At 36.7% G+C, this 26549-nt stretch carries 27 protein-coding genes, 1 pseudogene and 3 riboswitches; of the genes and pseudogenes, 6 read left to right on the top strand and 22 right to left on the bottom strand.

Going from position 1 to position 26549, the window contains the following annotated elements; translation table 11 throughout:
- On the top strand, positions 1-84 hold an 84-nt coding region (locus FCI53_RS12760; RefSeq protein WP_138419539.1), incomplete at its 5' end, for an IS3 family transposase.
- 86 nt (positions 85-170) lie between these two features.
- On the opposite strand, the gene hpf is transcribed toward FCI53_RS12760, so the two are convergent.
- The 10 genes from hpf to flaG all read right to left on the bottom strand — a co-directional run bounded on the left by hpf (position 171) and on the right by flaG (position 11457).
- The gene (gene hpf, locus FCI53_RS12765) at positions 171-725 is read right to left on the bottom strand and encodes a ribosome hibernation-promoting factor, HPF/YfiA family (RefSeq protein WP_138419457.1); all 555 of its coding nucleotides are present in this window, start codon (positions 723-725) and stop codon (positions 171-173) included.
- 185 nt (positions 726-910) lie between these two features.
- On the bottom strand, positions 911-1198 hold the full coding sequence (locus tag FCI53_RS12770) for a hypothetical protein (protein WP_138419458.1): 288 nt from the start codon (positions 1196-1198) through the stop codon (positions 911-913).
- Between the two features lie 770 nt (positions 1199-1968).
- The gene (locus FCI53_RS12775) at positions 1969-3678 is read right to left on the bottom strand and encodes a methyl-accepting chemotaxis protein (RefSeq protein ID WP_138419459.1); all 1710 of its coding nucleotides are present in this window, start codon (positions 3676-3678) and stop codon (positions 1969-1971) included.
- Positions 3679-4210: 532 nt separating this feature from the next.
- Complete coding sequence (locus tag FCI53_RS12780) at positions 4211-6973, bottom strand: EAL domain-containing protein (RefSeq protein WP_171038167.1); 2763 nt, start codon at positions 6971-6973, stop codon at positions 4211-4213.
- 287 nt (positions 6974-7260) lie between these two features.
- On the bottom strand, positions 7261-8970 hold the full coding sequence (locus FCI53_RS12785) for a methyl-accepting chemotaxis protein (protein WP_342774211.1): 1710 nt from the start codon (positions 8968-8970) through the stop codon (positions 7261-7263).
- Between the two features lie 48 nt (positions 8971-9018).
- Positions 9019-9477, bottom strand: coding sequence for a chemotaxis protein CheX (locus tag FCI53_RS12790; RefSeq protein WP_138419541.1), 459 nt, complete (start codon positions 9475-9477; stop codon positions 9019-9021).
- 102 nt (positions 9478-9579) lie between these two features.
- A riboswitch (cyclic di-GMP riboswitch) is annotated at positions 9580-9674 on the bottom strand.
- Positions 9675-9823: 149 nt separating this feature from the next.
- Positions 9824-10207 (bottom strand): DUF8042 domain-containing protein, encoded by a 384-nt coding sequence (locus tag FCI53_RS12795; RefSeq protein ID WP_138419461.1) that lies wholly within the window; start codon positions 10205-10207, stop codon positions 9824-9826.
- A gap of 8 nt (positions 10208-10215) precedes the next feature.
- Positions 10216-10569 carry a flagellar protein FliT gene (gene fliT / locus FCI53_RS12800; protein WP_138419462.1) on the bottom strand — a complete coding sequence of 118 codons (354 nt, stop codon included), beginning with the start codon at positions 10567-10569 and terminating at the stop codon, positions 10216-10218.
- Complete coding sequence (gene fliS, locus FCI53_RS12805) at positions 10569-10967, bottom strand: flagellar export chaperone FliS (RefSeq protein ID WP_138419463.1); 399 nt, start codon at positions 10965-10967, stop codon at positions 10569-10571. The genes fliT and fliS overlap by 1 nt, the downstream gene beginning before the upstream one ends.
- A gap of 97 nt (positions 10968-11064) precedes the next feature.
- Entirely contained in the window at positions 11065-11457 is a 393-nt protein-coding gene (gene flaG, locus FCI53_RS12810; RefSeq protein WP_138419464.1) for a flagellar protein FlaG, read from the bottom strand.
- 414 nt (positions 11458-11871) lie between these two features.
- Positions 11872-11964, top strand: a riboswitch (cyclic di-GMP riboswitch).
- A gap of 152 nt (positions 11965-12116) precedes the next feature.
- On the opposite strand from flaG, the gene FCI53_RS12815 reads away from it, so the two are divergent.
- Both FCI53_RS12815 and FCI53_RS12820 read left to right on the top strand, forming a co-directional pair.
- Entirely contained in the window at positions 12117-12740 is a 624-nt protein-coding gene (locus tag FCI53_RS12815; protein WP_138419465.1) for a helix-turn-helix transcriptional regulator, read from the top strand.
- Between the two features lie 167 nt (positions 12741-12907).
- Positions 12908-13327 carry a flagellar basal body-associated FliL family protein gene (locus tag FCI53_RS12820; RefSeq protein ID WP_138419466.1) on the top strand — a complete coding sequence of 140 codons (420 nt, stop codon included), beginning with the start codon at positions 12908-12910 and terminating at the stop codon, positions 13325-13327.
- A 96-nt stretch (positions 13328-13423) separates the two neighbouring features.
- On the opposite strand, the gene FCI53_RS12825 is transcribed toward FCI53_RS12820, so the two are convergent.
- The 7 genes from FCI53_RS12825 to FCI53_RS12855 all read right to left on the bottom strand — a co-directional run bounded on the left by FCI53_RS12825 (position 13424) and on the right by FCI53_RS12855 (position 19794).
- On the bottom strand, positions 13424-13732 hold the full coding sequence (locus FCI53_RS12825) for a hypothetical protein (protein WP_138419467.1): 309 nt from the start codon (positions 13730-13732) through the stop codon (positions 13424-13426).
- A gap of 65 nt (positions 13733-13797) precedes the next feature.
- A riboswitch (cyclic di-GMP riboswitch) is annotated at positions 13798-13880 on the bottom strand.
- Positions 13881-14128: 248 nt separating this feature from the next.
- A complete protein-coding gene (locus FCI53_RS12830; RefSeq protein WP_138419468.1) occupies positions 14129-14329 on the bottom strand; it encodes a YjfB family protein in 201 nt (66 codons plus the stop codon).
- Between the two features lie 24 nt (positions 14330-14353).
- A complete protein-coding gene (locus tag FCI53_RS12835) occupies positions 14354-14542 on the bottom strand; it encodes a hypothetical protein (protein WP_138419469.1) in 189 nt (62 codons plus the stop codon).
- A gap of 13 nt (positions 14543-14555) precedes the next feature.
- A complete protein-coding gene (locus FCI53_RS12840) occupies positions 14556-15536 on the bottom strand; it encodes an HD-GYP domain-containing protein (RefSeq protein WP_138419470.1) in 981 nt (326 codons plus the stop codon).
- Between the two features lie 712 nt (positions 15537-16248).
- A complete protein-coding gene (locus tag FCI53_RS12845) occupies positions 16249-17790 on the bottom strand; it encodes a flagellar hook-associated protein 2 (RefSeq protein WP_138419471.1) in 1542 nt (513 codons plus the stop codon).
- A 268-nt stretch (positions 17791-18058) separates the two neighbouring features.
- Positions 18059-19594 (bottom strand): flagellar hook-associated protein 2, encoded by a 1536-nt coding sequence (locus FCI53_RS12850; RefSeq protein WP_246050099.1) that lies wholly within the window; start codon positions 19592-19594, stop codon positions 18059-18061.
- Positions 19588-19794: a hypothetical protein gene (locus tag FCI53_RS12855; protein WP_138419472.1), complete on the bottom strand. Its 207-nt coding sequence runs from the start codon at positions 19792-19794 to the stop codon at positions 19588-19590. Before FCI53_RS12855 ends, FCI53_RS12850 begins: the two co-directional genes overlap by 7 nt.
- A 770-nt stretch (positions 19795-20564) precedes the next feature.
- Here FCI53_RS12855 and FCI53_RS12860 point away from each other — a divergent pair.
- The 3 genes and pseudogenes from FCI53_RS12860 (at position 20565) to FCI53_RS12870 (ending at position 22676) form a co-directional block, all read left to right on the top strand.
- Positions 20565-21266: a hypothetical protein gene (locus tag FCI53_RS12860; protein ID WP_138419473.1), complete on the top strand. Its 702-nt coding sequence runs from the start codon at positions 20565-20567 to the stop codon at positions 21264-21266.
- Positions 21267-21689: 423 nt separating this feature from the next.
- Positions 21690-22004, top strand: a pseudogene (locus tag FCI53_RS22220) (IS110 family transposase); the annotation flags it as partial.
- 123 nt (positions 22005-22127) lie between these two features.
- On the top strand, positions 22128-22676 hold the full coding sequence (locus FCI53_RS12870; protein WP_171038168.1) for a transposase: 549 nt from the start codon (positions 22128-22130) through the stop codon (positions 22674-22676).
- An 11-nt stretch (positions 22677-22687) separates the two neighbouring features.
- On the opposite strand, the gene FCI53_RS12875 is transcribed toward FCI53_RS12870, so the two are convergent.
- From FCI53_RS12875 to fliW, 5 genes are all read right to left on the bottom strand, one after another.
- Positions 22688-22927 carry a hypothetical protein gene (locus tag FCI53_RS12875; protein ID WP_138419475.1) on the bottom strand — a complete coding sequence of 80 codons (240 nt, stop codon included), beginning with the start codon at positions 22925-22927 and terminating at the stop codon, positions 22688-22690.
- Positions 22928-23391: 464 nt separating this feature from the next.
- Positions 23392-23526, bottom strand: coding sequence for a flagellin (locus FCI53_RS12880; RefSeq protein ID WP_425457180.1), 135 nt, complete (start codon positions 23524-23526; stop codon positions 23392-23394).
- A 322-nt stretch (positions 23527-23848) separates the two neighbouring features.
- Positions 23849-25741 carry a flagellin N-terminal helical domain-containing protein gene (locus FCI53_RS22055; protein ID WP_281279534.1) on the bottom strand — a complete coding sequence of 631 codons (1893 nt, stop codon included), beginning with the start codon at positions 25739-25741 and terminating at the stop codon, positions 23849-23851.
- 121 nt (positions 25742-25862) lie between these two features.
- Complete coding sequence (gene csrA, locus FCI53_RS12895) at positions 25863-26093, bottom strand: carbon storage regulator CsrA (RefSeq protein ID WP_138419476.1); 231 nt, start codon at positions 26091-26093, stop codon at positions 25863-25865.
- A gap of 1 nt (position 26094) precedes the next feature.
- Positions 26095-26547 (bottom strand): flagellar assembly protein FliW, encoded by a 453-nt coding sequence (gene fliW, locus FCI53_RS12900; RefSeq protein ID WP_138419477.1) that lies wholly within the window; start codon positions 26545-26547, stop codon positions 26095-26097.
- Positions 26548-26549 lie beyond the last annotated feature (2 nt).

Raw genomic sequence — 26549 nt, forward strand, 5'->3', positions numbered from 1 at the left:
GTTTACTATAACAATTATCGATATCAATGGAACTTAAAAAAGATGACCCCTATCCAATATAGGAATCATCTTCAAGTAGCTTAATCTCTTTTTTCATAGTGTCCTTGACACGGGTGCCAGTTTAAACTAAACAGGGCTCTTTTTTCATATTTCTATATTTAGTTACTTTTTTAGCTAGGTTCAATCAGACCATAGCGTCCATCTTTACGGCGATAGACAACGTTTGTATCACCAGAATTTGCATTAGTAAATACATAGAATGCGTGTCCAAGCATATCCATTTGCAGGATAGCTTCTTCAGAATCCATTGGTTTTAAATCAAAACGTTTGGTACGAACAATATCTATACCTTCGTCCTCTTCTTCCTCCTGAACCGCAACTGCTTCTTTTTCTAATTCGGCAAACACATGTTTAGGGGAACCTTTTTGACGGAATTTACGATTAACTTTTGTTTTATATTTTCGAATTTGTCGTTCTAATTTGTCTACTACAAGGTCAATGGCAGCATACAGGTCAATATGTTGTTCCTCTGCTCTAAGTAATAGATTAGTCATTGGAATCGTTACCTCTATTTGCTGTTCATCATTATAGACACTAATGTTGACGTTTACATCTGATGTTGGTGGAGTATCAAAGTATCGCTCAAGTTTTCCAACCTTTTTCTCAATGTATTCTTTGATTGCTCCTGTTACCTCTACATTTTCACCTCGGATGTTATATTTCATTAAAAGTGTCCTCCTTTCATCCTTATGTATTACATATTCTAGTATACCCTGTCTAATTCCTGCAAAAACTGAAAAAAATTAATATTTTTTGACGACAAATTATCGTCACATTTTAGCCACGGAATGTTCACACATCTAGCTTCTGACCCATTCGACAAATAATGCAAAAAAAAAGCCCCCAACCGCTAGACAGTAGAAGGGCTTGTAACAGGTTCTTGTTCATCATTCTTATAGCTGCGCAGTCCATATTCGCAGGCATTCATAGCCAAGTTGAAATTATTTTCATTTAAATGAAATAGTTTGGTAGCTTTAAAATCATTTCTTCCTTGATAGAGATGTACAGCTAGTTGTGCTAGCATGGAGATCTCCGGGGAAAACTTGATTTCATTAAACATCTGCTGGTACGAAAACTCTAGGGTGTATTCATTTAAATAATCCTTCATATTATTCTCTAATTCCTTGTTGCCCGCCATGAGATATAATACTAAATAATGTTGACTCATTGAGAATTTGGGAAACTGTCTACATAACTTTGTATAGTTTTTTTGATGCCTCTTATTTATAAACTCCATAAAATAACCCTTTCGTTTAGTTTAGATTGTACGGTTGTTTTTTGAAAGACTGTTGATAGTCGCAATAACTATAAACCCCGACGTAACTTTGTTATACTTCCTTCCGTTCTTAACAAAAATGAGTGCTGAATTTCCGCTTCAGAAATACACTACGCTTTCCGTGGGTGGCTGATGAGCCTCCTTGAAAATAAAGAACAATTTTCTGCGTGCGATGTAACGCTGCCGTAGCCTTCCTTGTCCTCGTTCGTCCCTCACTGCGGGGTCTCACCTAGGCCATTCCTCCCACAGGAGTCTCCGTGTATTTCTTCCGCTAATATCATGCTTGTTAAGTTTGAAAAAGAAATTCAATACATTGTATTTAAAGTTTATAACTATCTATAATCAGAACACCACGAACAGCGTAGGTAGAATACGGAGACCTATGGTGATCCACTTGATAAAGTGGGTTTCTTTACCAAGTTAGCTGAAGCCGTGCCCATGGAAAGCGGAGTATTCTACCGAAGCGGTGTACAGCACTTAACTAAAATCAGGACAGGGATAACTAACAAAAAAGTTACGTCGCAGTTTCTATCAAATCCACGACCACTGAAATCAAAAAATCTTACAATAAAGCCCAAAAACTAAACAGTCAGCTAATCAACTGACTGTTAAAAAAATCTAACCCATTGCTTCTATAACTTAAACTGTCTTACAAGTTCATTTAACTCTTCTGCTAATTCAGCAAGTTGGTTAGAGTTAGCAGAAATCTCTTCCATCGAACTAGTTGATTGTTGAGCGGAGGCTGCTGTTTGTTCTACACCTGCAGCTGACTCTTCAGAGACAGAAGCGATTTCTTCAACAGCTGTACTCATTTCCTGACTGCTTGCCGACATATTTGATAAGTTATTCGTTACAGTTTGGATGTTTGTTACCATATCGCTAACAGCTGATTCGATTTCCGTGAACGTTTCTTTAGTTGATTGCATTTGACTTGTACCTTTTTCCACTTCTTGGTACCCGCCTTGTAATGATTCTGCTACAACTGTTGATTCTGATTGAATGCTTTGCACAATGCTTGTAATATCTGTTACCGAAACACCAACCTGTTCCGCTAGTTTTCGCACTTCATCGGCAACGACTGCAAAACCTTTACCATGTTCACCAGCACGGGCTGCTTCGATCGCCGCATTTAATGCAAGTAAATTAGTCTGATCAGCAATATCCTGGATCACGGACACTAACTTAGAAATTTCTTTCGACTGTTCATCAAGGCCTTTTACCTTTTCTACTGCATCATTTACAATTTGATCAATCGTCGCCATTTGCTTAGTCGATGTTTCCATCAATTGAGCGCCTTCTGTAGTCATGCCAAGAACATGATTGGATGCCTGGTGTATTTCTTCCCCATTCGCGTTCGCTTGTTGCATTTTTGCTGAAAATGACTCCATTGTGGCAGCAAGGTCACTTGCATTGTTTGCTTGGGATTCAGATCCTGATGCAAGCTCTTGCATCGTGGTTGCGACTTGTTGTGATCCTTGTTTAACCTCATTGGCAGATTGAGTTAATTCCTCACTTTGACTACTTACTGTTTCCGAGACATTATTAATTTGTTGTAGTAAATAACGCATGTTATCCATCATCAAATTGGTTGTGGTCATTAATTCGCTAATCTCATCTTTGCCCTTCGTTTCTAGTGGTTCTTGACTTAGATCTCCACCAGTAATCGTCTGCATTCTTTCCATCACCTTATGAATTGGGCTCGTAATCATTCGTGAAGTGAACAGAGCAACGAAAATAGCTAGTACAATAATCAAGATCGTAACACCAAGTCCAATGTATAAAATCATATTCCCTAAACCAATATTGTCTTGTCCATTTGCTTCAACAGAAGTGTATTTATTTTCCGCTAATTCTTGAAAACCTGCAACTAACTCATCGGCAAGTGGTTGAACTTGATTGGACATAATTTCCATTGCCACATCTTCGTTCCCTTGATCATATTGTTCAAACACTTCATCTGTTAAGTGTCCCCACTCAATCTTTTTATCGAGCAGTTCTTTAGCATATTCAGAATCACTGTTTTCCATTACATAGTTTTCTAGTTCAATACTTTCATCAAGTGTGTCATTAAATTCTTGTTTGTAATTTTCATTTCCATATAAAAGATAGCCACGCAACAAACCTGTCCGATGCGCCATATTGGTTGCTAGTTTCTCATCTGCTACTAATAAAGGAATGTCTTGTTCAACCATCGTTTCGGTTTTTTGATTGAGTTGGTTGACACCAAAGAAATTATACAGACCTAAAATCACTACAAGTACAAGTACGATTGAAAAACCAAGTAAAATCTTGGCCTTAAGACTTGATAACGTAAACTTACCTTTAAACCGTTTTCGCTTCATCTCCGATCATCCTTTTCATTTTTTATCATACGGAGATTGGGATTAAATTGCTCTCGACAACAGTGGCCGTTACAGGACTTTGTTCCGGCTTCTAATATTTGTTGGCATTCTTTGGACATGTTCATCGTATCATGTCCATCTACTAGTTAATATCCAAATTCTTCGTTGCATCCGGATGAATGTAGCCACTTAACTTATTTGGGTTGCCAATCATTGTTTCTCCATACTCCAATACGTACTGTTCTAAAAAATAAATGCACTAAAAAAAGCTATCCCAGTCTAGGGTAGCAAACTAGATTAATAGGTTATACAATAATAGGTATGTCGAGTAATAAATTTCATTTGTAATAAGAAATTTCTGACCATTCTATGTATTTTTTAACCTTCTAATCTAAATTAAATATACCGCAACAACCCTTGCGATTCAACAGTTTTCGACAAAAAAACATATTATGTTTTGCGAATGTTCATAAATGAAAGCAAAAATTGCCAGGTACTTCGTAATCAGAAAAGTACCTGGCAAAATTTGTATTTAGGCAATATTTTTTTGAACATAGGCAAGTAACTGTTCGTTTGTTAATGGTTGACTAAATAAAAACCCTTGCACATAGTGACAATATTTATCTTGCAAGTAGTTGTATTGTTCTTCTGTTTCAATTCCTTCTGCAACGACCGTTAGTTTCATCTTTTCCGCAATGTCAAAGACAGCATTTAAGATCACATCATCGTTATCCTCTTCTAGCAGGCCATTAACTAATGATCGATCAATCTTCAACGTATCAACCGGTAATCGTTTTAATGTGTTTAAGGAAGAGTAACCCGTACCAAAATCATCGATCGCAATGTCGATTCCCATACCTCTTAATTCTTTTAACACCTTAATGACTTGGCGTTTATTTTCCATAATCGTTGACTCGGTTATTTCTAATTCCAAATATTTTGGATTCATGCCAGTTTCAGTTAAAACTTCTTGCACCATTTCTACGATTCTAGGGTTCTTTAATTGGACTGGAGATAAATTAACCGATAGTTTAATCGGAGGCAGCCCTTGCTCCAGCCAAAGTTGGTTTTGCATACATGCCGTTTTTAGTACCCATTTACCCATGGCATGAATCAGTCCGGTTTGCTCTGAAATTGGAATAAATTCAGCTGGCGATATTAATCCAAGCACAGGGTGTTCCCAGCGAATTAAGGTTTCCATTCTCGTAATGCCTTGATTTTTCGTGCTTAAGATTGGCTGATATAGCAGGAAAAACTCGTTATTATCCATCGCTTGATAAAGATCCATTTCTAGTCTGTATTTTGTTTCTACTTCTGTCTCCATATCGTCAGCATAAAAACGGAACGTATTTTTTCCTTGATCCTTCGCTTTATACATGGCAAGATCAGCCTTCTTAATTAGCGCATTTACGGTTTGTACGTCTTGCGTATAAATACTTATACCAATACTTGACGTCACGATGAATTTATTACCTTCGTAGACAAATGGACTCGCAAGTGCCTCTAATAGTTGTTTAGCAAGTTCAGCACCTTCTTGACGGTCAGCAATATTCGGTACAATAATAGTAAATTCATCGCCACCTAAACGGAATAAACTGCACTGTTCATTCAAACATTCACGCAGACGTTCACTCGCCATTTGTAACAAAGCATCTCCTGCATCATGACCAAATGTATCATTAATATATTTAAACCGATCCAAATCTAAAAATAATAATGCAATCGAATGTTGCTCGACATCAGCACGCTCGATTTCCTTTCGTAAAGTCTCTTTGAATAATTTCCGATTTGGTAATTTAGTTAATTCATCATGGTATGCTTGATACGTAATAAGTTCTTCCTGTTGTTTTCGATCGGTAATATCTGTTGCAACTGTAAGGACGAGTAATTCTCCTTCATTATCGGTTAACGGAACTTTTTCAACATGGTACCAGCGCCGGTTTCCATGTTCGTCTATTAATTGATCCTCAAACTCTCTTGCTTGGCAACTTAAAATCACATTACGATTCATACTTAGATTTTTTTTAACCTCTTGCTTATCTGGATTAAATTCGATCTCTTTCCTTCCAATAATGTCATTAGGTGTTAATTGAAACATGTTGGCAAATTGTTTATTTGCCATCGTATAATACCCTTCCATATTCATTGCATAAATAAGATTCGGGTTATGATTAATCACTCGATTCAAGAAATTTCGTTGTTGCTGTATTTGTAACGTCGATTCTTGTATCTTTTGTTTATTTTTTTGAAGTTCATTAACCATGATATTAAACTTAGCAATAATCGCTCCAATTTCTGTCTTTTCATCAACCCCTTGTATATAAGGGGTAACTTGTCCTTTGCTTAATTGATCCACCGCATAGAACAACCTTTTATACGGTTTAAGGTTTCGAATCATCATAATGGTAATGATCATAAATGTGATAATCGCTAATACGATAAAAATCTCGAATAAAGCTTTCTGAAATTTCCCTGATGTCATCAACGTCGATTCAACTGGGACTAAGGAAATAACTTCCCACCCTAACCCATCAACTGCAGTGGACGATGTATAGAAAACTTCCCCCTGTGGGCTAATCACTTTGTCTGCAACTTTTTGATTTTCATCCATTATTGGCTCAAGGTCATCATTGTTCCCTATTTTTTGATAGTCTGGGTGAAATAAGATGTTTCCATTAGAATCTGTTACATAAACAAAGCTGTTCTCGGTAATTTCTAGGCCTTCAAAGATAGATTGAATCATCCGATTGCTTTGTAAATGCATGGAAAAATTGACGACACGTTCCACCTTTTGCCCTTGTGAAATGGGAGTGGACATGACAACAATCTCTCGGTCATTGACACGTATTAAATCACTAAATGTAATTCTATTCGTATCAAATGCTTGCTGAAAATAATCATCATCCATGTAATCACCAACAAATTGCAATTCATTTGGGTAATAGCCAACGATTTCACCAGTATTTTCGACAATGGTTGCTCCATCAAGATATTCTGAATAATCAACTATATCTTTTAATCGTTCATTCAAATCTAATCTGGAATCGACAGCAAAATTGGAATTATGTTGGACTTTAAGTGCTAACTGTCTTAATTCTGCTAAAAGAGTATTGACTTGGTATTCAATTCTTGATGTTGAATTCTCAGAAAATGTTTTATATTGTTGCTCCGAATGATCAGAAAAGATTTTCTGTGATGTTAATAGCAACAAGGTGAACAAACCGCCAACAATTGTCATATTCAGTAAGATCATCCGCCAGAAAGTTCTAGATTTCCAGAAGCTTAGTTTTTCCACGATACGTTTCTTTTCCCTTCTTTATAAGGATGCTAGTGCGAACCTGCAGCAACGAAGGTTCCCCTCCTCACTGTTACCAATGAAAAAATGAAGGATAGCCAGTAAACATAACTGACTATCCAAAGCATCCTATTTACATGTTTGTTAATTTAAATCTATTTTAATTAATTGTTGTTACTCACTTTACATATGTTTTATTACTTACGTTATCTAGCTCATTTTGCTTTTAATAATGTAGTTTAATTTGTAAAAAACGATTTCCATTGGGCTAGAAGCAAGTAAACAGCCTAAATCTTAAACTGACGAACAAGCCCATTTAACTTTTCAGCCAGCTGTGCTAACTCATCAGAACTTGCTGCAATTTCTTCCATTGAACCATTTGACTGTTGCACAGATGCTGAAGTCTGTTCAACGCCTGCAGCAGATTGCTCAGATACCGAGGCAATTTCTTGAATCGATGCACTCATTTCTTGGCTGTTTGCCGACATCGACGATAAATTGTCGGTAACGGTTTGAATGTTTGCTACCATTTCTTGGACCGCAGACTCAATTTCTTTAAACGTTTTTCCTGTAGTGTCCATTTGCTTTGAACCTTTTTCCACTTCTTGGTATCCTTCAAGCAAGGATTCTGCAACGTTTGATGATTCTTGTTGGATACTTCCAACAATACCGGTAATGTCTGATACCGATGAACCGACTTGTTCCGCCAATTTACGGACTTCATCCGCAACAACAGCAAAGCCCTTTCCGTGTTCGCCGGCACGTGCCGCTTCAATTGCTGCATTTAAAGCCAATAAGTTCGTTTGGTCGGCAATGTCTTTAATCACAGAAACTAACTTGGTAATTTGTTTCGACTGGGCATCTAAACCATTTACCTTTTCCACTGCATCCTGTACGATTTGATCAATTGTTGCCATTTGTTTCACGGATTGTTCCATTAATTGGGCTCCGTCACCAGTCATACCAAGTACATCATTAGAAGATTGATAGATCTCTTCTCCATTGGCGTTTGCTTCTTGCATTTTCGATGTGAAAGAATCCATCACAGACGACAAGTCACTCGCATTGTTTGCTTGTGTTTCAGATCCAGTTGATAGTTCTTCCATTGTGGAGGCAATTTGTTCGGAACCTTGTTTCACTTCATTTGCTGATTGGGTCAACTCTTCACTTTGTCCACTTACGGTTTCTGAGATCTCGGAAATTTGTTGGATCATCCCTTTTAAGTTTTGTCCCATCGTGTTCACAGACTCACCTAATCGGCCTATTTCATCTTTTCCATCATACTGGATCGCCTCGACAGTAAGATTACCATCTGCAATTTGATCACTGACTTGGACGACTTCATTAAGATTTCTAGATACAACGCGACTTACTACTACAATAAGCACAACACCGATAATGATCGCTGCCACCATCGCTGCGATAAGAACTAACAATGTCAATTCTTGGCTTGCTTTCGCTTCAGAAACTGCTGTTTTCCGTTCCTCATTGACAAGTGTTCGCAATTCCTCTAATTGATCAACACTTTGGGATCTGATGTTATTTACTTCACGTAGTAGATTTTCAGCTAGTGATCGATCGCCACTGTCCATTGCAGGAACAATTTGATTGAGGAAAATGTTGTTCATTTTATTATCATTTGTAACGATCTGATCAAATAACATTTGCAATTCACTTGTATCCATTCTGTCGGTAATTGCCATCTCTAACGCGGTAAACTCTTCAGACCGTGTTTCATACTCCGTCACATAGCTTGAGTCACTTTCTAATACATAGTTAGCAGCTCTTAATGCCTTTGTACGAGTTAAAGAACCCATTTCGGTTACTTGAACAGCTCGATCACCTCTGCGTTCCAATGCCTCAATGTCGTTCCCTACATCATTTATTAACATCGACACAACCGTTGTTGCGATTCCAAATAATAAAAACACCACAATCATGATCGTTGCATATTTCCAACCGATCCGCATGTTTTTAAACTTTAATTTGTTTAACACCGTTGCTTCCCCCTTATAATTGAAACGGAATTCCTTCCCCCTCTAAGATTAATCGATCAATAAATAAATGCCCATATCCCCTGCATTTTCAAAAGTAACAGGTACTTGTAAAGCTTTATCATAACCAGAAAGTGTGGTGGCACCCTGAAACATGGTCGGAGAGGTAATATCAATGCGGATGCCTTGTTCAACAATATTGGTTGAAAGTCCTCCAGCAATCATATTCCCTAATTCTCCGCTAAAAGAAGCTAGCATTTCTCCTTCAAGGGCCATTCCAAACATTTTTTCTCCAATTGTGCCAAAAACAGTCATATCTCCGGTTAACACCATTTTCCCTCTTAAATCACCAGTAATCCCAATAAGCACACCAAATTCCATTGTTAAAGCTTGTTCCAATAATTTGGGTTGGTCCACCGTTACATCCAATGGAACAACATTTTTAATTGATCCGATCGTTCCATTTAATAAACTTGTTACGTGTTGGCTTCTCTGCGCTGTCACACCTATCACATCCCCTTAGTCAATCGTTTCTCTCCATCTATCCATAAAAGACATAAGAAAAGACTATCCTCAAACAACATGAGAATAGCCAATATGAGACGAATCACATTTGGTAGCTAGACCATCCTAGTACGAAAAAAATGCCGTACCTTAGATTCCGGGCTTTGCGTCCTATCCTTTCGAATAGTTTGCCTTTTTCTTTTCTATGTATATTAATTGCTTCACTTTATATATTAGAAAGTTGCTTTTTTTATACTACCGCAATAAACGAGTTTATTCAACATATTTCGACATAAATCTAGTAAAAAACTACCAGCTTATGATGAGGAGGCTGGTAGTTTTAGTCTAATTATTAATGCGCTATATATGCCTGAACAAATTGCTCCATCTTTTGCTGCCATTCACGGAACGATGGATTCACTTTGTTTGCCAATAGCTGCTGTTTCGCTTCATTAGATTCAACTTCAAACCAGGTAGATAGTTGTTCGACCAATTGCTTGCATTCTTCTACTAATTCAATCACTTTTGGTTCGTCCTGGAAAATGACGAGCAGTTGACTATGTGTTTTATGTACCTGCTCAAATGCTTTAATTAAATCTTGAAAAATTTGCGCTACTTGTGGTGGGGCTTCTTCGGTTAAGTTTTCTTCGATATAATCGAAGCCTTCGCGCATTCCCGCTAGCAATTGGAGGTATTCTTGCAGCATCTCGTGTTGTGCATCCGTTAATTGTGTCAAATAATCACCTATTTCTTAGAGTCTAAAAACATTCCATCAAAATTTGAAAGGTTCTTGTATGGATTGGTATATTTTGTGTTCGTATTTTTTTGTTTTTTCACGGTACGTACATCTTGTTTTACTTCGTTTAATAGTAAATCCAGCTTTGTTTGAACTTGCTGATTAAGTGCTACAACTTGTTGACCCAGTTGGTCCTCTTCGTCTGAATATGGGGGTTGAATCTGCTGCATTTGCTCGGCACGCTTCTCAATCAACCCGTTAATTTGTTCAATCAATTGATCGCGTTCTGCCTTTTTGTTGTCCTGTTGCAATAATTCAAGCAGCTCGACAGTCGTTTGGTAGAATGGCTGCACCCGATTCATTACGACTGCACACCTTGCCCATATTGTTGTTGACGATTTAGTTTAATAACTTCCTTCCATGTGTCACGGAATTCTGTCACGAGATCTGCTGCTTCGTCTAACTTCGATTGGTCATTATGAATATTTGCTTCCATTAATTGATTGTTGATGAAATCGTATAATGGCAAAACTTGTTGAGCAATATCTGCCTTTTGATCCATCGTCACCATTAATTCACGAATAATATTTTGTGCTTTTTGGATATTGGTATTTTTTTGTTCAAAATTGCTCTCATCCATCGCTTTTTTTGCTAGTTTAATAAATTTCAAACATCCATTATATAACATTAAAGTTAACTCCCCTGGGGAAGCGGTTGTTACTGAATTCTGTTGGTATGCTTGGTATTTGTTCATACTCATTTGTCTTACACACTCCTCAATCTATTGCTCCATTATTCTGCTAACGGATAAGGTTTCATTAGGTCACGTTTATAGTTCTCCCTATTAATCTCTTATCCTAAACAGTCTCATCGACGATAAATCCCATTAATTCTGCCATCGATGCATAGGCATCTAGTAGCTTTTTAGGAGGGATTTCCTTGATCACTTCTTCTGTTTCTTGGTCAATCACTTGCACATAGTGTCGATCCAACTTTTCATGCATCTCAAATTTCAGAGATGTACGTGTTGGTTCCAAAAACTCATTTATACTTTCAACAAGCTCATTAACCTGTTCTTTATCAAGCTGTTTATCCATTTCCTTTACATCATGATATGTTTGCCTACCCAATTGACTCTCAACATTATTTGTCTGTGAACCTATGGATCTTTCTCTTGCAGATGTAGAAAACTCGGTGTGCTCAGCCTTTTGCAGGAGTTGGGATCCAGATATGATTTTCCCAACACTCATGGCAACTGCCAACTCCTTATCAGTTATTTTGTTGTACTTTATATATCGGATGGTAGGGTGGGAATGTGAAGGGGATTGAGGGAAAAGTTTATTTATTTTTTGGGATGAGGGTGAGTGGATGCATGGGTAAAGTGGTGGATGTCAGAGCGTTTTACGGGATTGTTGGTTGTTTTGGCGGAATCGAGCCCTCCTGTCCCCTCCACCGCTTACCACTATTATTGACGAACCACTACGCCCCATCCTACGCTCCCCTTTCAACACCAGTTTCTAATAGGGTTTATGGGTTTTTATACCCAAATGTTTAGAATTTTAGAGGATTTTGTCGAATAGTGTTGAAATAGGTCATTTGTTACTGGTATCATTAATATTTTAACAGACTAAAGTTGTGGTTTAGTGTTATATCAAATTAATATGAGTTGAAAAAGGCAAACCATTTGAAAGAATGGGACGCAAAGTCATGGGTCTAAGGTAAGGGGCTTTTCTCATTATGATCGCCAGACTACCAAAACGTTCTATTCTATTGGCTATTCTCAACTCAGAGGATAGTTTTTGTTCTTTTTCACAACAATTTTTGTTTGTAAAAGTAGTACAAAAATCGACTTAAGTTATGGGCTATCCTAACTAATGTCAAAAAAATAAATAAAAAAGGAAGAAGAAATATGAAAATAGTAGTTGTTAAAAAACCATCCCTATTAAGAGAAGGAATTGTAAGAATATTACAGGAGGAACTGAATCATACCATTGAAACCCTTTCCCCCAACAAATTAGAAAAATTGCGCAACGAATATGGTGCTGCAGATTTAATTATTATGGATATAGATACGGACATGGAAATTATGACAACGGTTGATTATTTAAAAAATCAAAATAAGAACATTATTGTTTGGACTTCGGATAAAAACCACACTAATTTGTGTGATTTGTTTGAACTAAGATTGAGTGGTTATTTTTATAACGGAATGGGGCAAGATGAATTTGTCACAGCTGTCCAATCCGTCCTTGATGGTGAAACATATATTCACCACTCTTTATCACCGATTCTTTTAGACCATTTCAGCCCCGTGGATCAACCTATAGAACCTGTTGGTATATTTTCTTCAAGAGAATGGGAAGTATTGGAGCTTCTGACAAAAGGATTTAAAAATAGCCAGATCGCTGACACGTTATTCATATCTGAAAGAACCGTAAAAAACTATGTAAGTTTAATTATGAAAAAAATGAATGTACAGGATCGTACCAACATCGTTTTGACTGCTTTGAAAAATAAATGGATTATTATTTAGGGCAGCAATACGGAATAATTTACTTGGATCGTTTCGCAATTCTGCCATGACCATGTATCTTATATGGAAAAAGAGTTACATAATGAAGCTTTGTGATCGAAGTCGTTTGAAAATATGTTAACAATCCAAATCATAATAAAATGATAACTGTTTGAGAGGTGAGTGAAATGAAAAGAAAAGGATTATATATCACCATGATGCTATCTATGGTTTTATTAGGAGGAGTGCTTGCGTCGCTATTTTTTATTTTCGTGGGTGATAGCAAAGCTAACGATGAACTTACAATTAACGATAAAGTGGAGTATTCCTATGAAATGGAAGAGATTAGTACAGATTTAAATGATGGAAGTTATGTGAGAATGCAAGTAATATTTATTGGTGATAGTAAGGATGCAAGAGAAGAATTAGACAACCGTGGATCACAGCTTAAAAACCTATTAATTAAACAACTAAGTTCAATGGACGCGAAATCGCTACAGAGCGATCTGTCTAAATTTGAAAATACGGTAAAAGATATAACAAATGGCATGATGGAAGATGGGAAAGTAATTGAATTTTACATTACTGAGAAATTAATGCAGACATAATTGATACCTTAAATAGATATCTCGTGATGGATCTACCTCTATTTAAATATGAATTAAAGCTATGAATACCCCGCCAAAAAGGCGGGGTATTCTATTTTATATGGAATTTTTTATCTCTTCTAAATTTTTAAGTGCTCTTTCATAATCCATATCTACGCCGGTAACAAACTGAAAGGCCGGATCATTGTTTGTATGAGTTCTTAAAAGGTAAAAAGTGTTTGGCCTTTCATGCTTCATAACTGTTATGACCTCTGAAGTTGGTAAACTTAATGATTTAGTTCGAACTCTCAAGAAACTTCTTAAGAAATGTTTATATGACATAATGTCACCAAGGTGATCCGGATATTCTTTAAGTAATTTTTCAAAATTATTAAGTGCTGCTTTTAATTCAGGTTCCCGATTCAAAAATAAAAACTCCTTTCATACTTGAAAATGCCAAATAAAACACACTACATATTAAGGAGATTTTATAAGGCAACTGGCTGGCTTTGATTTAACATTAGCCCCTATAGCTTTGCGTCCTTGCTTTTCAGCAAGTTTGCCATTTTCAACTTGATAATTATAGCATATGAGGATAATTTTGTGTTAAGTATTTTTTGTTGTAATTAAGTATTTGTCGGAGGAATTTTTTACGAGTGGATTTTCTCTGTTTTTAGTTGCTATCCCATTGTTTCTAAAGTCACCTTTGTCCAAGGGGATAAATTCCCAATTTCTTCAGACTTGCTCATTGCTTGAAGATAGGGCTCGCTAATTAAAAAACGATTGTTACTAAAAAAATGAGAGCCATATTGGCTCTCATTTTTATGCTTTCATATCCACACTACTCCCCAAATGGGGGCTAACAGATTGTTCCATCTGCTGCACATTGGATTGTTCGAGCATGTTAACCATGCTTTGTCCTTGTGTTTCCGATTGTGACATGGCTTTATCCATCACCGCAACGCTTGCTTGTTGCTTCACATTGGCAGTACTCATTGCCATTGACATTGCTGCAACATCCATACATAAACCCTCCTTCTAGTCTATTTATCTATTTTTAAATAGTTCAAACTGGTTAGTAACCGATGCTCCTTGTTCGATTCCTGCTTGATAGGCGGAACCATATAGTTGCTTCAATAAGAGGGTTAATCGGGATTTTGTATCTTGATTCATTTCTACTTGTTGATCCGATTCCATTAATTGAATGATTTTTTCAAGCGCTTGATTTGGTTCCATAAAGTACCCTCCATTATGCAGTTTCATGCGGTTGGATGACATATGTTGTTTGTTTGGTAAGATCAATTTCGTTACCTGTTGCTAGTATTTTTATTTTTGGTCGTTGCAAATGCTTATTTATTTCCGTCACAATCGCTTGTTCGTGATGATTGGTACGCACTTTTGTCCCTGGTGGATAAGTAAGAACGGACCGACTAAAAGCTGTCACAATCGGATGAGAAAAATGTGTACCTGATGATGCCATAATCGCTTCCATCGCATCATGCGGGGCAATTTTTTCTATACTAATTAAATGATCATACCGATCGGCAATCGCACCAATTTGACCAAATTCAATAAAATCTTTTCCAGTTATTTGACGTGGAAAACCTTTACCATCGAAGCGTTCATGGTGTTGGTAGGCAACATGTGCGGAAAGGGCACTTAGTTGGCTAATGCCTCGAATATAATGAAATCCTTGTTCAGGATGATCTTCATATGTATCTGTTAATTCCTTACCAATATCATGTAGCAAGCAACCAATTGCTAAATCTCGCAATTTAACATCATTATACGACAATTTTTTTCCAATTAATAGACCAAGGATGGCTACATTAACGGAATGAGCATATGGTTGCAGTTCCTTTGTCATAGTGGCAGTAGGGATCATCACAAGTGTTGGTCTGTTTTTCACTTCTTGAATCAGTTGATTCGCCACTTGTTGTAATCCTTGAATATCTGGTGTGCGGGTTGTACCTGCTTGTTGATAAAACGCTTGGACAATTTGAATCGCATCTGTCCACGTTGGCATATCAAGCATATCGTCGATCGTTATCCCTTTGGAAACTTCATCTTCAATAAATAGGAAGTTGATCCCCATATTTTCTAACCGCGCCTTAATCTTTGGATCAATCGTCCGACCCGCCGCAAGTAAAATTCGTTTATTCTTATCATAGACTGGCTTCGCTAGTACCATTGTTTGATGCTGATAATCAGAAATTTGGATTAACCTCATGATCGCCTTACCTCTTTCACTAGAAAAATTAATAGATACTATTAATAGTAATACTTTCCTAGTGATTTTTCCAGTGTTAATGTAACTTTATGCTTATTTATTTACGAAATGAAAAGAAAACAATTTTTAAATAGGTAGAATGATAGAGGTGGTAGTGAGTAGATAGACATTATTAACTTAACTATTTCATCATGTAGTTCTTTGGGGTTGGGTTTAATTTTGTATCCAACACCGATTTTGTCTAAATTATTGGGTTAAATATTTCGGGGATACGTGGAGATAGTTTTATAGAAATAGAATGATTGTCGTTAATGAACCTAAAACAGTGATCTATACTTTGTTAAGGTCCGATGCCCAGTATATCTCATCGATTTGCTACCTATTTACTTTTTTCACGATCACCGGAATCTTTGCCCTTTTAAGTGAATTCATATATGTTTATTACCTAGTCGACATCTGGATTGTTGGAAATCATGGTTGGGTTTTACAGCTCAAGGCCATCTTGCATAAGTCCATATGTAATTAGTATCCACATCATAGGTAACATAAGGGCAAGGGGCATTTCTGCCAAATTTCAAGTTAAATCCCTCCAAACAACTTGTTACAATAATTACAGTCTATCACCAACTTCTGAAATAAAATAAGTGTGCCAAAAATCGTTTCAGCACACTTATTTCTATCTTATTTTGGGCGCCTGCACCCAATCTACAAACTACATGCCTCCACCAAATTGTTGCATCAATTGGGCTGATTGCGCATTTGCTTCTTGGACTGCTTGTTCCATTTGTTGGAACTGCTTATAGTACTGATTTTCTTTATCAACAAGTCGCTGTTGGAAGTCGGAAATTTCATCCGTTACACCGATCATTTCTCTTCCAATTGAGTAATTTTGTGGTGTGCGGTATTGATTTCCTGCCTTTGTCTCAATTTGGTCAATGATCCCATCTTCACCACTGATTCGGTTCTGAATCCGTTGGGCAATACCTTGCTCTTCCGTTTTCTCTCCAGTAGCTGTAAATAATTCCTCTACTGCTTGAGGGTTGTCTTGAAGTTTTTGACGTAATTCAGCCTCATCTACTTCTAATTTCCCCATCCTTGATCCTTCAGGGTCTTCTAGATACGACACTGTTGATATGCCAACCTGTGCTAACGAATTAAACTCACTGTCAATGCCTTCAACTGGTGTATATAAATCTTGTCGCATATTTGTGAGACCGCTCGATAAAGTGAGATCACCTTGCAATGTTCCACTTTTAGCTTTCTCTTCCCACATTTCAATTTCTTGTTCGCTCATTTCTTGTTTTTGTTCATCTGTTAATGGATCGTAGTCTCTATCCTTCTTTTCTGATACTTTTCCATTTACTTTCTCAACTGTTTCATTATATTTATCAACAAAATCCGTCACCGACTCAACAATGGCATTATTATCTTTCGACGTTGTAACGGTTGAAGAACCTGTGTCTTTAAGTGAGTAACTTATCTCGTCAATTGTAAAATCATTTGTTGAGCGTGTCATTTCAAGGCCGTTTAAATGAAATTTAGCATCTTGGCCAGTTCCTTCAGCCTCCAAGTTAGCACCACTAGTTGCATTTGAATAGCCAAGTTCATTAAAGAGATCAGCAGTATCTTGATTATTTAATGTTATTGTTGCATCAGATCCTGTATCATTCATCGACATAGCAACTTGACCATCATTTTCAAGAACGGTAACATTGTCGATTTCATCATTAAGCTTTGATATAACATCCTCATATGTGTCATCTTCTTCTATAGAAAACGCCACTTCTTTTTGTTCGTCATTCGCTGGGCTTTTGACATCTAAGTTTACTTCATAAATATTGTTTTCTATTTCCTCTTTACTTGCATTTAGTTCTGCATCAGTGGGTTTTTCGCCTATCCATTGTTCCGTTGTCGCAAGTCGATCCACCTCTATTGCATTCGTAACCTCATTCTTAGACGTACTGGCAGAGGCTTCCACTACACTTTCGTCGGAACTTTGGACTTCTGTGGTACGAAAGGTACTGCCTTTTCCAACTCCATTAGAGACGGTACTATCTAAATCGGCAAGTGTACGATTCATTTCTCTGTAATCATCACGTTTCCATTCTAATCGTTGTTGATCTTGTTGTAGTTTCACTAAGGGCTGTTTTTCAGCCTGCATTAATTGATCTACCATTTGGTCTGTATCCATTCCACTTGCTAAACCACTGATTCGCATTGGACTGTTCATATTATTATTTACTGGATCTACCATGTTCCTTCACCCTTTGCTTTTGGCATTTGGTGATGGTTTTTTTAAAACTCCATCAAAAATTATGTATCCTTTTTATTATCGGAATATTTTATAATAAGTTAAGTCCTGTTAGAAAAAATCTATTCTTTTTAATAGAGCTTTGGAATTACTCATTTTAGCTTAAGTGCGTTTTACTAGTACGGTCATACCCTATACACCCCTATTAAAAAGAACTAAAAAACCTAAACCAATCCACTTTTAATAGATTTGTTTAGGTTCCCTTCTAATACTACATTCCAAAACCAAACTGTTGCATTAAATAACCATGTTGAGAATTCATTTGTTGGACTGCTTTTTCCATTTGTGTAAACTGCCGCCAGTAACGATCCTCGATATCGATTAACTTTTTTTCAAACGAACTAATTCTACTATCCATATCTTTAATCCGTTTCCCCATGGTGTACTGTTCCAATGTGTGGGTACTCTTACCTGCTCGCGATTCAATCCTTTTGATGGTATTGTTAATCGAGTCATCCAATCGATTGATGATACCACGGCCACTACCTTCCACGTCATTAGAAAACAGTTTATAAACAGATGATGAATCATCGGTTAACGCCTGTTTCAGCTTATCCTCATCGATCAGTAATTTACCACCATCTCTAAAATTAGACGAAGTCGTGATGCCAATTTGTGATAAGTGGTTAAAACTACTCTCATTTTCAACCGTGTTATACCAATTTTGCCGCATATTAGAAAGTCCTGAGCTTAGAATACTTTCCCCTTTTAATAGGCCACTCTTCGCTTTTTCTTCCCAAAGCTCTATTTCTTTTTCAGACATGGCGTTTTTCTGTTCATCTGTCAGGGGTTTATAATCACGAAACTGTTCTTCACTTAAACGCTCATTTACCGTTTCAATCACTTCATTGTACTTGTCAACAAACTGCGTGATTTTATCTAAAGCACCATCAACGTCATTGGATACTGCAATTCTTGCCGAACTATCACCAGTCGTTTCTGTGAAGGTAAGTGTCATGTCATTCAATGTATAGGTGTTCGTTTTCGACTCTAAGGTTAACGCATTATTATACGTGAATATGGCATTTTCTCCACCTTGTTCGTTTGCTTCACTTAATCCTAGTATATCGGTAAAAAAACTCGAATCCCCATCCGTAACATTAAAACTGATTTCCGCACCATCTGGATTAAAATCACCTGTTTCCGTACGTTCCATCACTACTTTGTTTGATTGGGGGTCAAAGAAAGCTCGAACACCATTATCTTGAGACGTAATATCTTTTAAAACATCATTTAGACTATCATCTTCCGAAACCGTTATCGTGTGGATGATTTCTTCTCCATCCTCATTAAAGGTAGCAAAGGCAAATTCACCTGTTTGCAATTCCCCTTTAAGAAGATCGTTTTGACTACTCATGGAGCTGGTTGGATCAATCGATTCTCCATCAATTGCAATGCTTTCGCTACCTGCATTAATGGCAGCTGATGCTAGTTGTTCCACCTTAATCTCATATGTTCCATTTGATGCACTTGCTGAGGCAGTCGCAGTCACCGCACTCGACATCGATGAAGTCGTCGATTTGGAGTTATACGTTTTCTGTAACCTCATATCAAATCCTTGATCATCTAGTTCAGAAAATAGTTTATTCACATCACAGAATGCATCTCGTTGCCACTCCATTTTCGTTTTGTCTTGCTGCAACTTATCTAGTGGCATTTTTTCTACTTTCATCAAATCTTCGACAATCTGATCCGTGTCCATTCCGGTAGCAAGTCCACCAATTCGCATATTCACACCCGTTACCATCTATCCCCACCCGCCTTCACTTCTACTGTCACTATTTCTCTTGTTGTTGCTATCTGTCTATTATTAATACTGGTTTCTTGTAAAGCCATTCTATTCATAAATAATGGTGCGTCGGATCGTTCTCTTGCGATTAAAGATGGCTCTTTATGTTTAGCCTTTTGCATGAGGTGGGATCCAGAAAACGTTGTTCTGATGCCCATTGTCACTCCCCACTCCTTTAGTGTTTTCTTATTTATCGGCTAAAAGATAGAAAATGTTAAGTGGAAATGAAAAAAATGTTTGAGGTTGGAAGTTATTTGTGATATTGTTGCAGGATTTGATTAGTTATTACATTAGTTAGATGTTATGCCCCTCCGATATGGATAATTGTATTCCTAGCAGGTTGTTCATAAAGCTCACTAATTGTTAGAAAACGTTCATATTTAGAAAAATACAATTTCATTATTTAACATAACAATACTTTAGATGCCTAAATAGTATTTAATTTAAAATGAGGCTATTTTTTAATCTTCAGGAAGCCTTAACAAACTAATGCCCAGCATAAGTTCTGGAGCCATAGCGAAGGAACACCCGGATCAATTCCAGGAACATACTTAAAGAAAAAGAAATAGGAAAAGAAGATGAGGAGGATGTGCGCACAAATCTTATTATTTTTAGATAGCCTAGACACCTAGCAGCTATTTGGTAACGATTATAGAAGTAGTTAGACTATCATCTTTTAATCGCCTTACATAGTTCAAAAGAAGCAAATGCCGGATCAACAAGGCCGTTTAAAGATACCGGTATTTTTAGTAACTGCCAGTCAATGCACACGTATCCAGCTATCATGGAAATATGAGCACTTGTCTTTTTTATTTTTAGGAGCTAATTACCAAAATTGTAAAACTTTAATCCATTATACAGTAATAATTCAGGTATAATTAATAAAAAAGTATATGGATCAAATATAGGATGAGGAGGTTTTACTATAATGCCGGACAATCATGCAATTTATTCTAAAATGATAGGAAAGTTATTAGGGGATGGTTCCATTACGAAACAACAAGGGCGTAAACCTAGATTCCAATTTACACATACAAAAAGTGATTATGCTTGGACTGAATATTGCTATCAAGAGTTAAAGGATGTTATTCCTTTAACTGAACCAAAGTTGCGGAGAATAAAAGATGCTCGAATGAAGAAAGGATTTACAGAGAGTTACTTTGTTCTTTCTAAAACTTATCCTATTATCACTGAGTTAGAGTCCATATGGTATATGACAAGAAAAAAGACTATCCCTTTCTCCTTTTTAGAACAATACTTTGATCAGCGATCATTAGCATGGTGGTTTCAAGACGACGGTTCTCTTAAAACAGATAGTATATCAAATGTTCCTCGGAAAATCATCCTGTCTACTGATAGTTTTTCTAAAGGGGAAAACAAAGCTTTGATTGCCATGTTGAAAGAGAAGTATAACTTACACTTTTCTCTGGATAAACAAAATAGACTAGTTATCTATCATGCTTCCCAAATTTATTACTTTCTTCATCTTGTGCAACCATATATGCATCCTGCTATGATAAGAAAAACAATACGTTACTATCCCATTTTATGTAACAGTAAAATACGTCTATCTACCTTCCAGAAAGCCTATCTATTTCGAAACCTACCAAAACAATTAATGAACAATTAAAGTGGTTACCATACTTATTTTAACATTATAAAGCCGATAATTTCTATCCAAAGCTTTATCATAACATTAACGATTTGATTCATACTATTGAGCAAACTAAACCTTACCAAATTATACTAAATGAAAAAAACATCATGTATCTAGAACTGTTAAAACAGTATACAGGATTCACCTATAGTAATTTGGTTACTTATTGTTTTTATAAAGATATAATTTAGAACCACGTTATTTGGGAGAGTAAATCGTTACACAGGTACAATTACGATTAGTGTCTTGCTTTTAATAACTGTAATAAATTCACACTTAAGTCCATATGTGAAAGACAAACTACTAATTTGTCCTTTTTGAGTACCAGGTACCGGTTTTCCCATAATATTTGGTTTGGAAGACGTAAACTTTTAAGGACGTTCATTTGCCAAATTTCTAATCCAGCAGGGTTTCCCTGTAAAGGAAGTAAATTCTTCATACACTAAGAAAAAGAGACAAAAAGGTACAAATCGTAATAAGACAGATGAAACTGATGCACTCGCAATTTGTAAGAACCTTATTATGGAATTTAATGATTTGCCTTTTGCAAATCCAAAAGATATTTTTTGGACCATCAAACAAACACTTAGCAGCCGAAACAATTACATGCAAATGATGGCAAACATAAAAGTAAGTTTACACAACCTTTTGGTGCATAATTATCCTAATTATAAATCATTCTTCAAAGACTTAGATAGCAAAACAGCATAAGGATTCTTTAAAAGATTTCCTACTCCAAGCCCATTAATGAAAATGAATAATGATGAACTTTTAAGAATCCTAAAAGAGTTTAACAAATCAACGCCAGCAAAAAAAGCAGGAGAAATTTTGCAAGTGGTAAAGGAACATGGATGCTGGGAGAATGGATATAAACGAGAAAGAAGCAACTTAATCAAATCTTATATCTCTACATTGAATGATTTGGAAGAGAAAGTAGAAAAATTAGAAAAGCAAATGGACATACTAATTAAAGAAACAGGTTATCCATTAAAAAGCATACCGGGTGTTGACACCCTCCTAGCGGCAACTCTCATTGCAAATATTGGTGACAATAACCGTTTCCCGAAAAGTAGTAAACTAGCAAAAATAGCTGGTATTGCACCAATTGAAAATAGCTCTGGCGAAACGTCTAAACAATATGCCAACAAGTTAGGAAACCGTGACTTAAATAATGCATTCTACCCTCTTGCTCTAACGCAAATTAGAAAAGATGTAAATCCTATTATGCATGAATATTATCAAAAGAAAATCAAAGAAGGTCGAAAAAAGAAACAAGCAATGGTGTATGTGGAGCGACGGTTGGTGAATATTGTGTTTAGTATTATGAAAAATAAACAACCTTATGTGCAACCTGAGACAAAAGCAGGGGAAAAAAGTGCGTAATCTTCTCGTTTTTAATGAACAGCGGTTTCACGCTGTTGTTGCAAAACAACAACTTTATTTTTCAATTCATTTATTTGGTAATTTAATCTATTATATTCCTTTGAAGACAGCTCATGATCACGCGCATATTCAGCTAGACTTCTCATTTCATAAAGATTTATTTCTATTTTCTTTAATATGTTGTCTTGTTCTATAACCCATTGGAGTTGTTCTTCAAGGAACTTTCTTGTATCTCGTTGATTATTGTCCATTTCGGTTTCACCTTCTAAATCTAGCTTTTATAAATGTTGTAAAATAAAGAGACCCTAGTAAATCTAGAGTCTCTTCCATATAATTTAACCTTATTGAAGTAACTGTAGTACTCCTTGTGGTTGTTGGTTGGCTTGCTTTGCCGCTATGTCTTTCGATCATAGAATAGACTATATCTTCACCCACCATTGTTTCATTTGTGGGGCTAGGCACTTCGAATGGCTGTTGCCATCCTACGAGATTCATAGTCATAGTTTTCACCTTAGACCGTATTCTCTAGTCGTTGAACCTTCTCCAGCATTTCTGCACAGGAGATTGGCTGCTGATTATCCATGTATCTCTTTCCTTTTTGAACCATCACGCTTGCCGTTTCCAGCTACGTTGTGGTGGAAAGAATTTTAGGAAGTTCCAGCAATTCACCTAGTTATGCTCTTACCCATTGCTAGATAAGACGCCCTGCGAATAGTTATTGCAGAAGTTGCAATACGCCTTGGGGCGCGTTATTCGCTTGAGCCAACATAGATTGTGATGCTTGACCAAGAATTGAATTCTTCGTTTGTTCCATCATTTCTTTCGCCATCGTGCGAACATTTACTTTCATAAATGACTAGACTATATCTTCACCCTTATATACTATAAGGGGTCGGGCACTTCGGATTCACAAATGCTGATGGACATTGTTTCACCTATGGATTTCATCATCTTAGACATAGCCTTTAGATGGTTTATCCTAGTCGTTGAACCTTCTCCATTCTTTCGAAACAGGAGTTTGGCTGCTGATTGCCCAATCTTTTCTTTTTTTGAACCTTCACGCTTGTTGTTTCCAACTACGTTGTGGTAAGAAAAGCTATTAGGGGGTTCCAGCAATTCACCCGATAATGATCACTAACCGTTACCAGCTAGGACGACTGTGACTTTTCTGCTTATGCAACAGCTAAGTCATAATCTACGTCACGGATACGAGATTCCGCAGCAGTTAAGTTTTCAGAAGATGTTCCTAGGTTGTTGATTGTGTGTTCCAAACGATTTTGAACAGCACCTAAACTAGAACGTTGCTGTGAAACTTTATTAATTGAATTGTCTAATACATCTACTGCCTTTTTAGCAGCATCGCCAGTAGAAATGTCTAGAACAAATTCTTCATTTCCTTCATTATCAACCTTCGAATTTGAAGAATATTCTACGTCAATAGTAGTTCCGTCTACACCCTGAATACCTCCTGTAGAAGAACTAGCACTTGTAAGTCCCAATGCTTCAGAACGCATATCATCAATGGAGACTTCCATTTCTTGCCCAGAGTTGGCACCAATTTGGAAGTCTAAAGCTTTATCAGCACCATCTTCTCCTACATCAGATGTATTAGTACCTGAGGTCTGAGCAAATCCTAATGCCTCTGCCGCTGCTAATTGATCATCAGACGCATTTTCACTATCTGTAGTTAAAGTTATTGAGCTAGTGCTTCCAGTTTTACTATCCTCAATAGTTAGATTACCATTTGAATTATTGACGGAAACAGTGTCGTCTACACCTTCATTAGATAATGCATCATTAATCGCGCTTTGAACAGCAGATGCATATACATCCATGTCTTTGTATTCGGAATCCATTACTTCCGCCTCAACAGTAGTTCCATTCACTTCAATTTCAAAAGTATCATTTCGATCTAGACCAGCCTCTTCAGTTGCTCCTTGTAATTTTAAGGCTGCTGCAGCAGATCCCCCAAAATCAGTAACTTCACTTGACGAACCAGTTGAACCACTGGTAGCTACAATAGCATTTCCTTCTAGTGAAAAGTCCACGCCTGACACACCGGCATCATTTAGCTCATCTACAATATCTTGTTGATCATTATAAACTTCGTTTGATAAAGTAATGCTTTCAGAAGATCCATCAACTTTAAAAGTTAGTTCATTATTTGCTACTGTACCATTTTCATAAGTGATACCAGATCCATCATCTAAAATAGTTGAAACTGCATTACCTCCCGTAATTTCAACTTTACTATCCTCACCAGTCGTTCCACTTTCAATTATTAAATTACCACTTCCATCAACAGAAGCTGTGGGTGCATTATCAAAACCCGCTGCTCCCAATTGAGTATTTAGATCAGATAAAAAGTCTGACTCTTCATCCGCAGCATAGCTAGCCTCGGTTAACGTTATTGTCTTTTCTTGTCCATCAACCTTAAGTGTTAACTCATTGTCATCAGCAGTAATATCAAAAGCACTAGTTAAATCTACGTTACCTATAGCTTTCCCTTCAGTATCTCCATGAATATCAACTGCTCCAGTAATTGCAGTACCTGTAGCTGTACCACTAGTAGCAGCATCAATAATTTCTACACTATCTCCTAGGTCGCCGCCAACTAACTTAGCAGCTTCAGGAATGTTTGAAGAAACATCACCATTAATAAGCTTCTTTGTATTGAACTCAGTACTATTTCCAATTCTATTAATTTCATCGGTTAATTGAGTCATTTCATCTTGAAGGTTTTGGCGATCTTCATCTGTCATTGTGTCGTTAGAAGATTGTACTGATAATTCACGCATACGTTGTAAAATACTATGCGTTTCATTTAATGCACCTTCAGCAGTTTGAACTAGAGAAATGCCATCTTGCGCATTAGTTTGTGCTTGTTCTAATCCTCGAATCTGTCCACGCATTTTCTCTGAAATTGCTAGACCTGCTGCATCATCTCCAGCTTTGTTAATACGAAGACCTGATGATAACTTCTCCATTGAACCTTGTTGTGCTTGGTTTGCATTACCTAACTGACGATATGTGTTAAGCGCCGCAATATTATGATTAATTCTCATTTAAAAATTCCTCCTTGAGTATATATGTTTGTCCCACATCCTTGTGGTTTTAACTAAGTAAACTAAAGTCGGCCGCCTTTAGTCGCTTACATATATATTATCGGAGGAATTTTTGATATGTTTAATCTTTTTTTGTATTATTTTTTAATAAATTGATTAAATCTGTCGAAACGCTTGCTGCTTCGCTGTTTTGTTGTTGTATATCTAGATATACTTCCATGCGGTGTATATCCACTCGTTTAGGGGCTTCAATTCCTAGCTTGATTTGCTCACCATCGATACCTAGAACTTTCACTTCAATGTCATCGCCAATTTTAATCGCTTCATTAATCTTTCTTGTTAGCACTAACATATTAGTCCTCCTTTACCTGGGAGGTAAGTTGTTGGTTGAATAGCATCTCTTTAGTCGAATACTGCTTCAGGTTGGTAATATATTGTTTCCCTTTTTGTTTTGTTTGATTGATCACGACGGGGGCTTGCAAATTGACGGTACTTTCTTCAAACGGGTCTTTTAAGGATACTATTGAAAAAATCAACACATCTTTTTCTGAAGCTATCTCTAATAGTTCCACTGTATTGTCATCAAGATCAAATGCATAGTCGCGCACAAAATGATAGGGATTGACGACAATAAAAGCAGGGTCTGGATTTTGTGTCGATTGTAACACATGAAAAACAGAGTCCTTTTCTAGTGGTAGTAGCACAAAATGTTTTTCCTCTACAAATCCTGGTACACCTTGTGGGAATGTAACGATCTTTTCCTCATTAATAGCTAGTTCACCAAAGTATTTCGTCTCTATGTTCATTA

The sequence above is a fragment of the Aquibacillus sediminis genome, from assembly GCF_005870085.1.
Taxonomy (GTDB): domain Bacteria; phylum Bacillota; class Bacilli; order Bacillales; family Amphibacillaceae; genus Aquibacillus_E; species Aquibacillus_E sediminis.

Bases quoted from the DNA above. Each gene is read 5' to 3' on its own strand.
- FCI53_RS12840 (WP_138419470.1), bottom strand. From the start codon at position 15,536: ATGAGGTTAATCCAAATTTCTGATTATCAGCATCAAACAATGGTACTA.
- FCI53_RS12835 (WP_138419469.1), bottom strand. From the start codon at position 14,542: ATGGAACCAAATCAAGCGCTTGAAAAAATCATTCAATTAATGGAATCG.
- flaG (WP_138419464.1), bottom strand. From the start codon at position 11,457: ATGAGTGTTGGGAAAATCATATCTGGATCCCAACTCCTGCAAAAGGCT.
- FCI53_RS12845 (WP_138419471.1), bottom strand. From the start codon at position 17,790: ATGGTAGATCCAGTAAATAATAATATGAACAGTCCAATGCGAATCAGT.
- FCI53_RS12775 (WP_138419459.1), bottom strand. From the start codon at position 3,678: ATGAAGCGAAAACGGTTTAAAGGTAAGTTTACGTTATCAAGTCTTAAG.
- FCI53_RS12770 (WP_138419458.1), bottom strand. From the start codon at position 1,198: ATGGCGGGCAACAAGGAATTAGAGAATAATATGAAGGATTATTTAAAT.
- FCI53_RS22055 (WP_281279534.1), bottom strand. From the start codon at position 25,741: ATGAGAATTAATCATAATATTGCGGCGCTTAACACATATCGTCAGTTA.
- FCI53_RS12830 (WP_138419468.1), bottom strand. From the start codon at position 14,329: ATGGATGTTGCAGCAATGTCAATGGCAATGAGTACTGCCAATGTGAAG.
- FCI53_RS12860 (WP_138419473.1), top strand. From the start codon at position 20,565: ATGCCGGACAATCATGCAATTTATTCTAAAATGATAGGAAAGTTATTA.
- FCI53_RS12880 (WP_425457180.1), bottom strand. From the start codon at position 23,526: ATGAAAGTAAATGTTCGCACGATGGCGAAAGAAATGATGGAACAAACG.
- fliW (WP_138419477.1), bottom strand. From the start codon at position 26,547: ATGAACATAGAGACGAAATACTTTGGTGAACTAGCTATTAATGAGGAA.
- FCI53_RS12815 (WP_138419465.1), top strand. From the start codon at position 12,117: ATGAAAATAGTAGTTGTTAAAAAACCATCCCTATTAAGAGAAGGAATT.
- FCI53_RS12875 (WP_138419475.1), bottom strand. From the start codon at position 22,927: ATGGACAATAATCAACGAGATACAAGAAAGTTCCTTGAAGAACAACTC.
- FCI53_RS12855 (WP_138419472.1), bottom strand. From the start codon at position 19,794: ATGGGCATCAGAACAACGTTTTCTGGATCCCACCTCATGCAAAAGGCT.
- hpf (WP_138419457.1), bottom strand. From the start codon at position 725: ATGAAATATAACATCCGAGGTGAAAATGTAGAGGTAACAGGAGCAATC.
- FCI53_RS12820 (WP_138419466.1), top strand. From the start codon at position 12,908: ATGAAAAGAAAAGGATTATATATCACCATGATGCTATCTATGGTTTTA.
- fliT (WP_138419462.1), bottom strand. From the start codon at position 10,569: ATGAATCGGGTGCAGCCATTCTACCAAACGACTGTCGAGCTGCTTGAA.
- csrA (WP_138419476.1), bottom strand. From the start codon at position 26,093: ATGTTAGTGCTAACAAGAAAGATTAATGAAGCGATTAAAATTGGCGAT.
- fliS (WP_138419463.1), bottom strand. From the start codon at position 10,967: ATGAGTATGAACAAATACCAAGCATACCAACAGAATTCAGTAACAACC.
- FCI53_RS12850 (WP_246050099.1), bottom strand. From the start codon at position 19,594: ATGGTAACGGGTGTGAATATGCGAATTGGTGGACTTGCTACCGGAATG.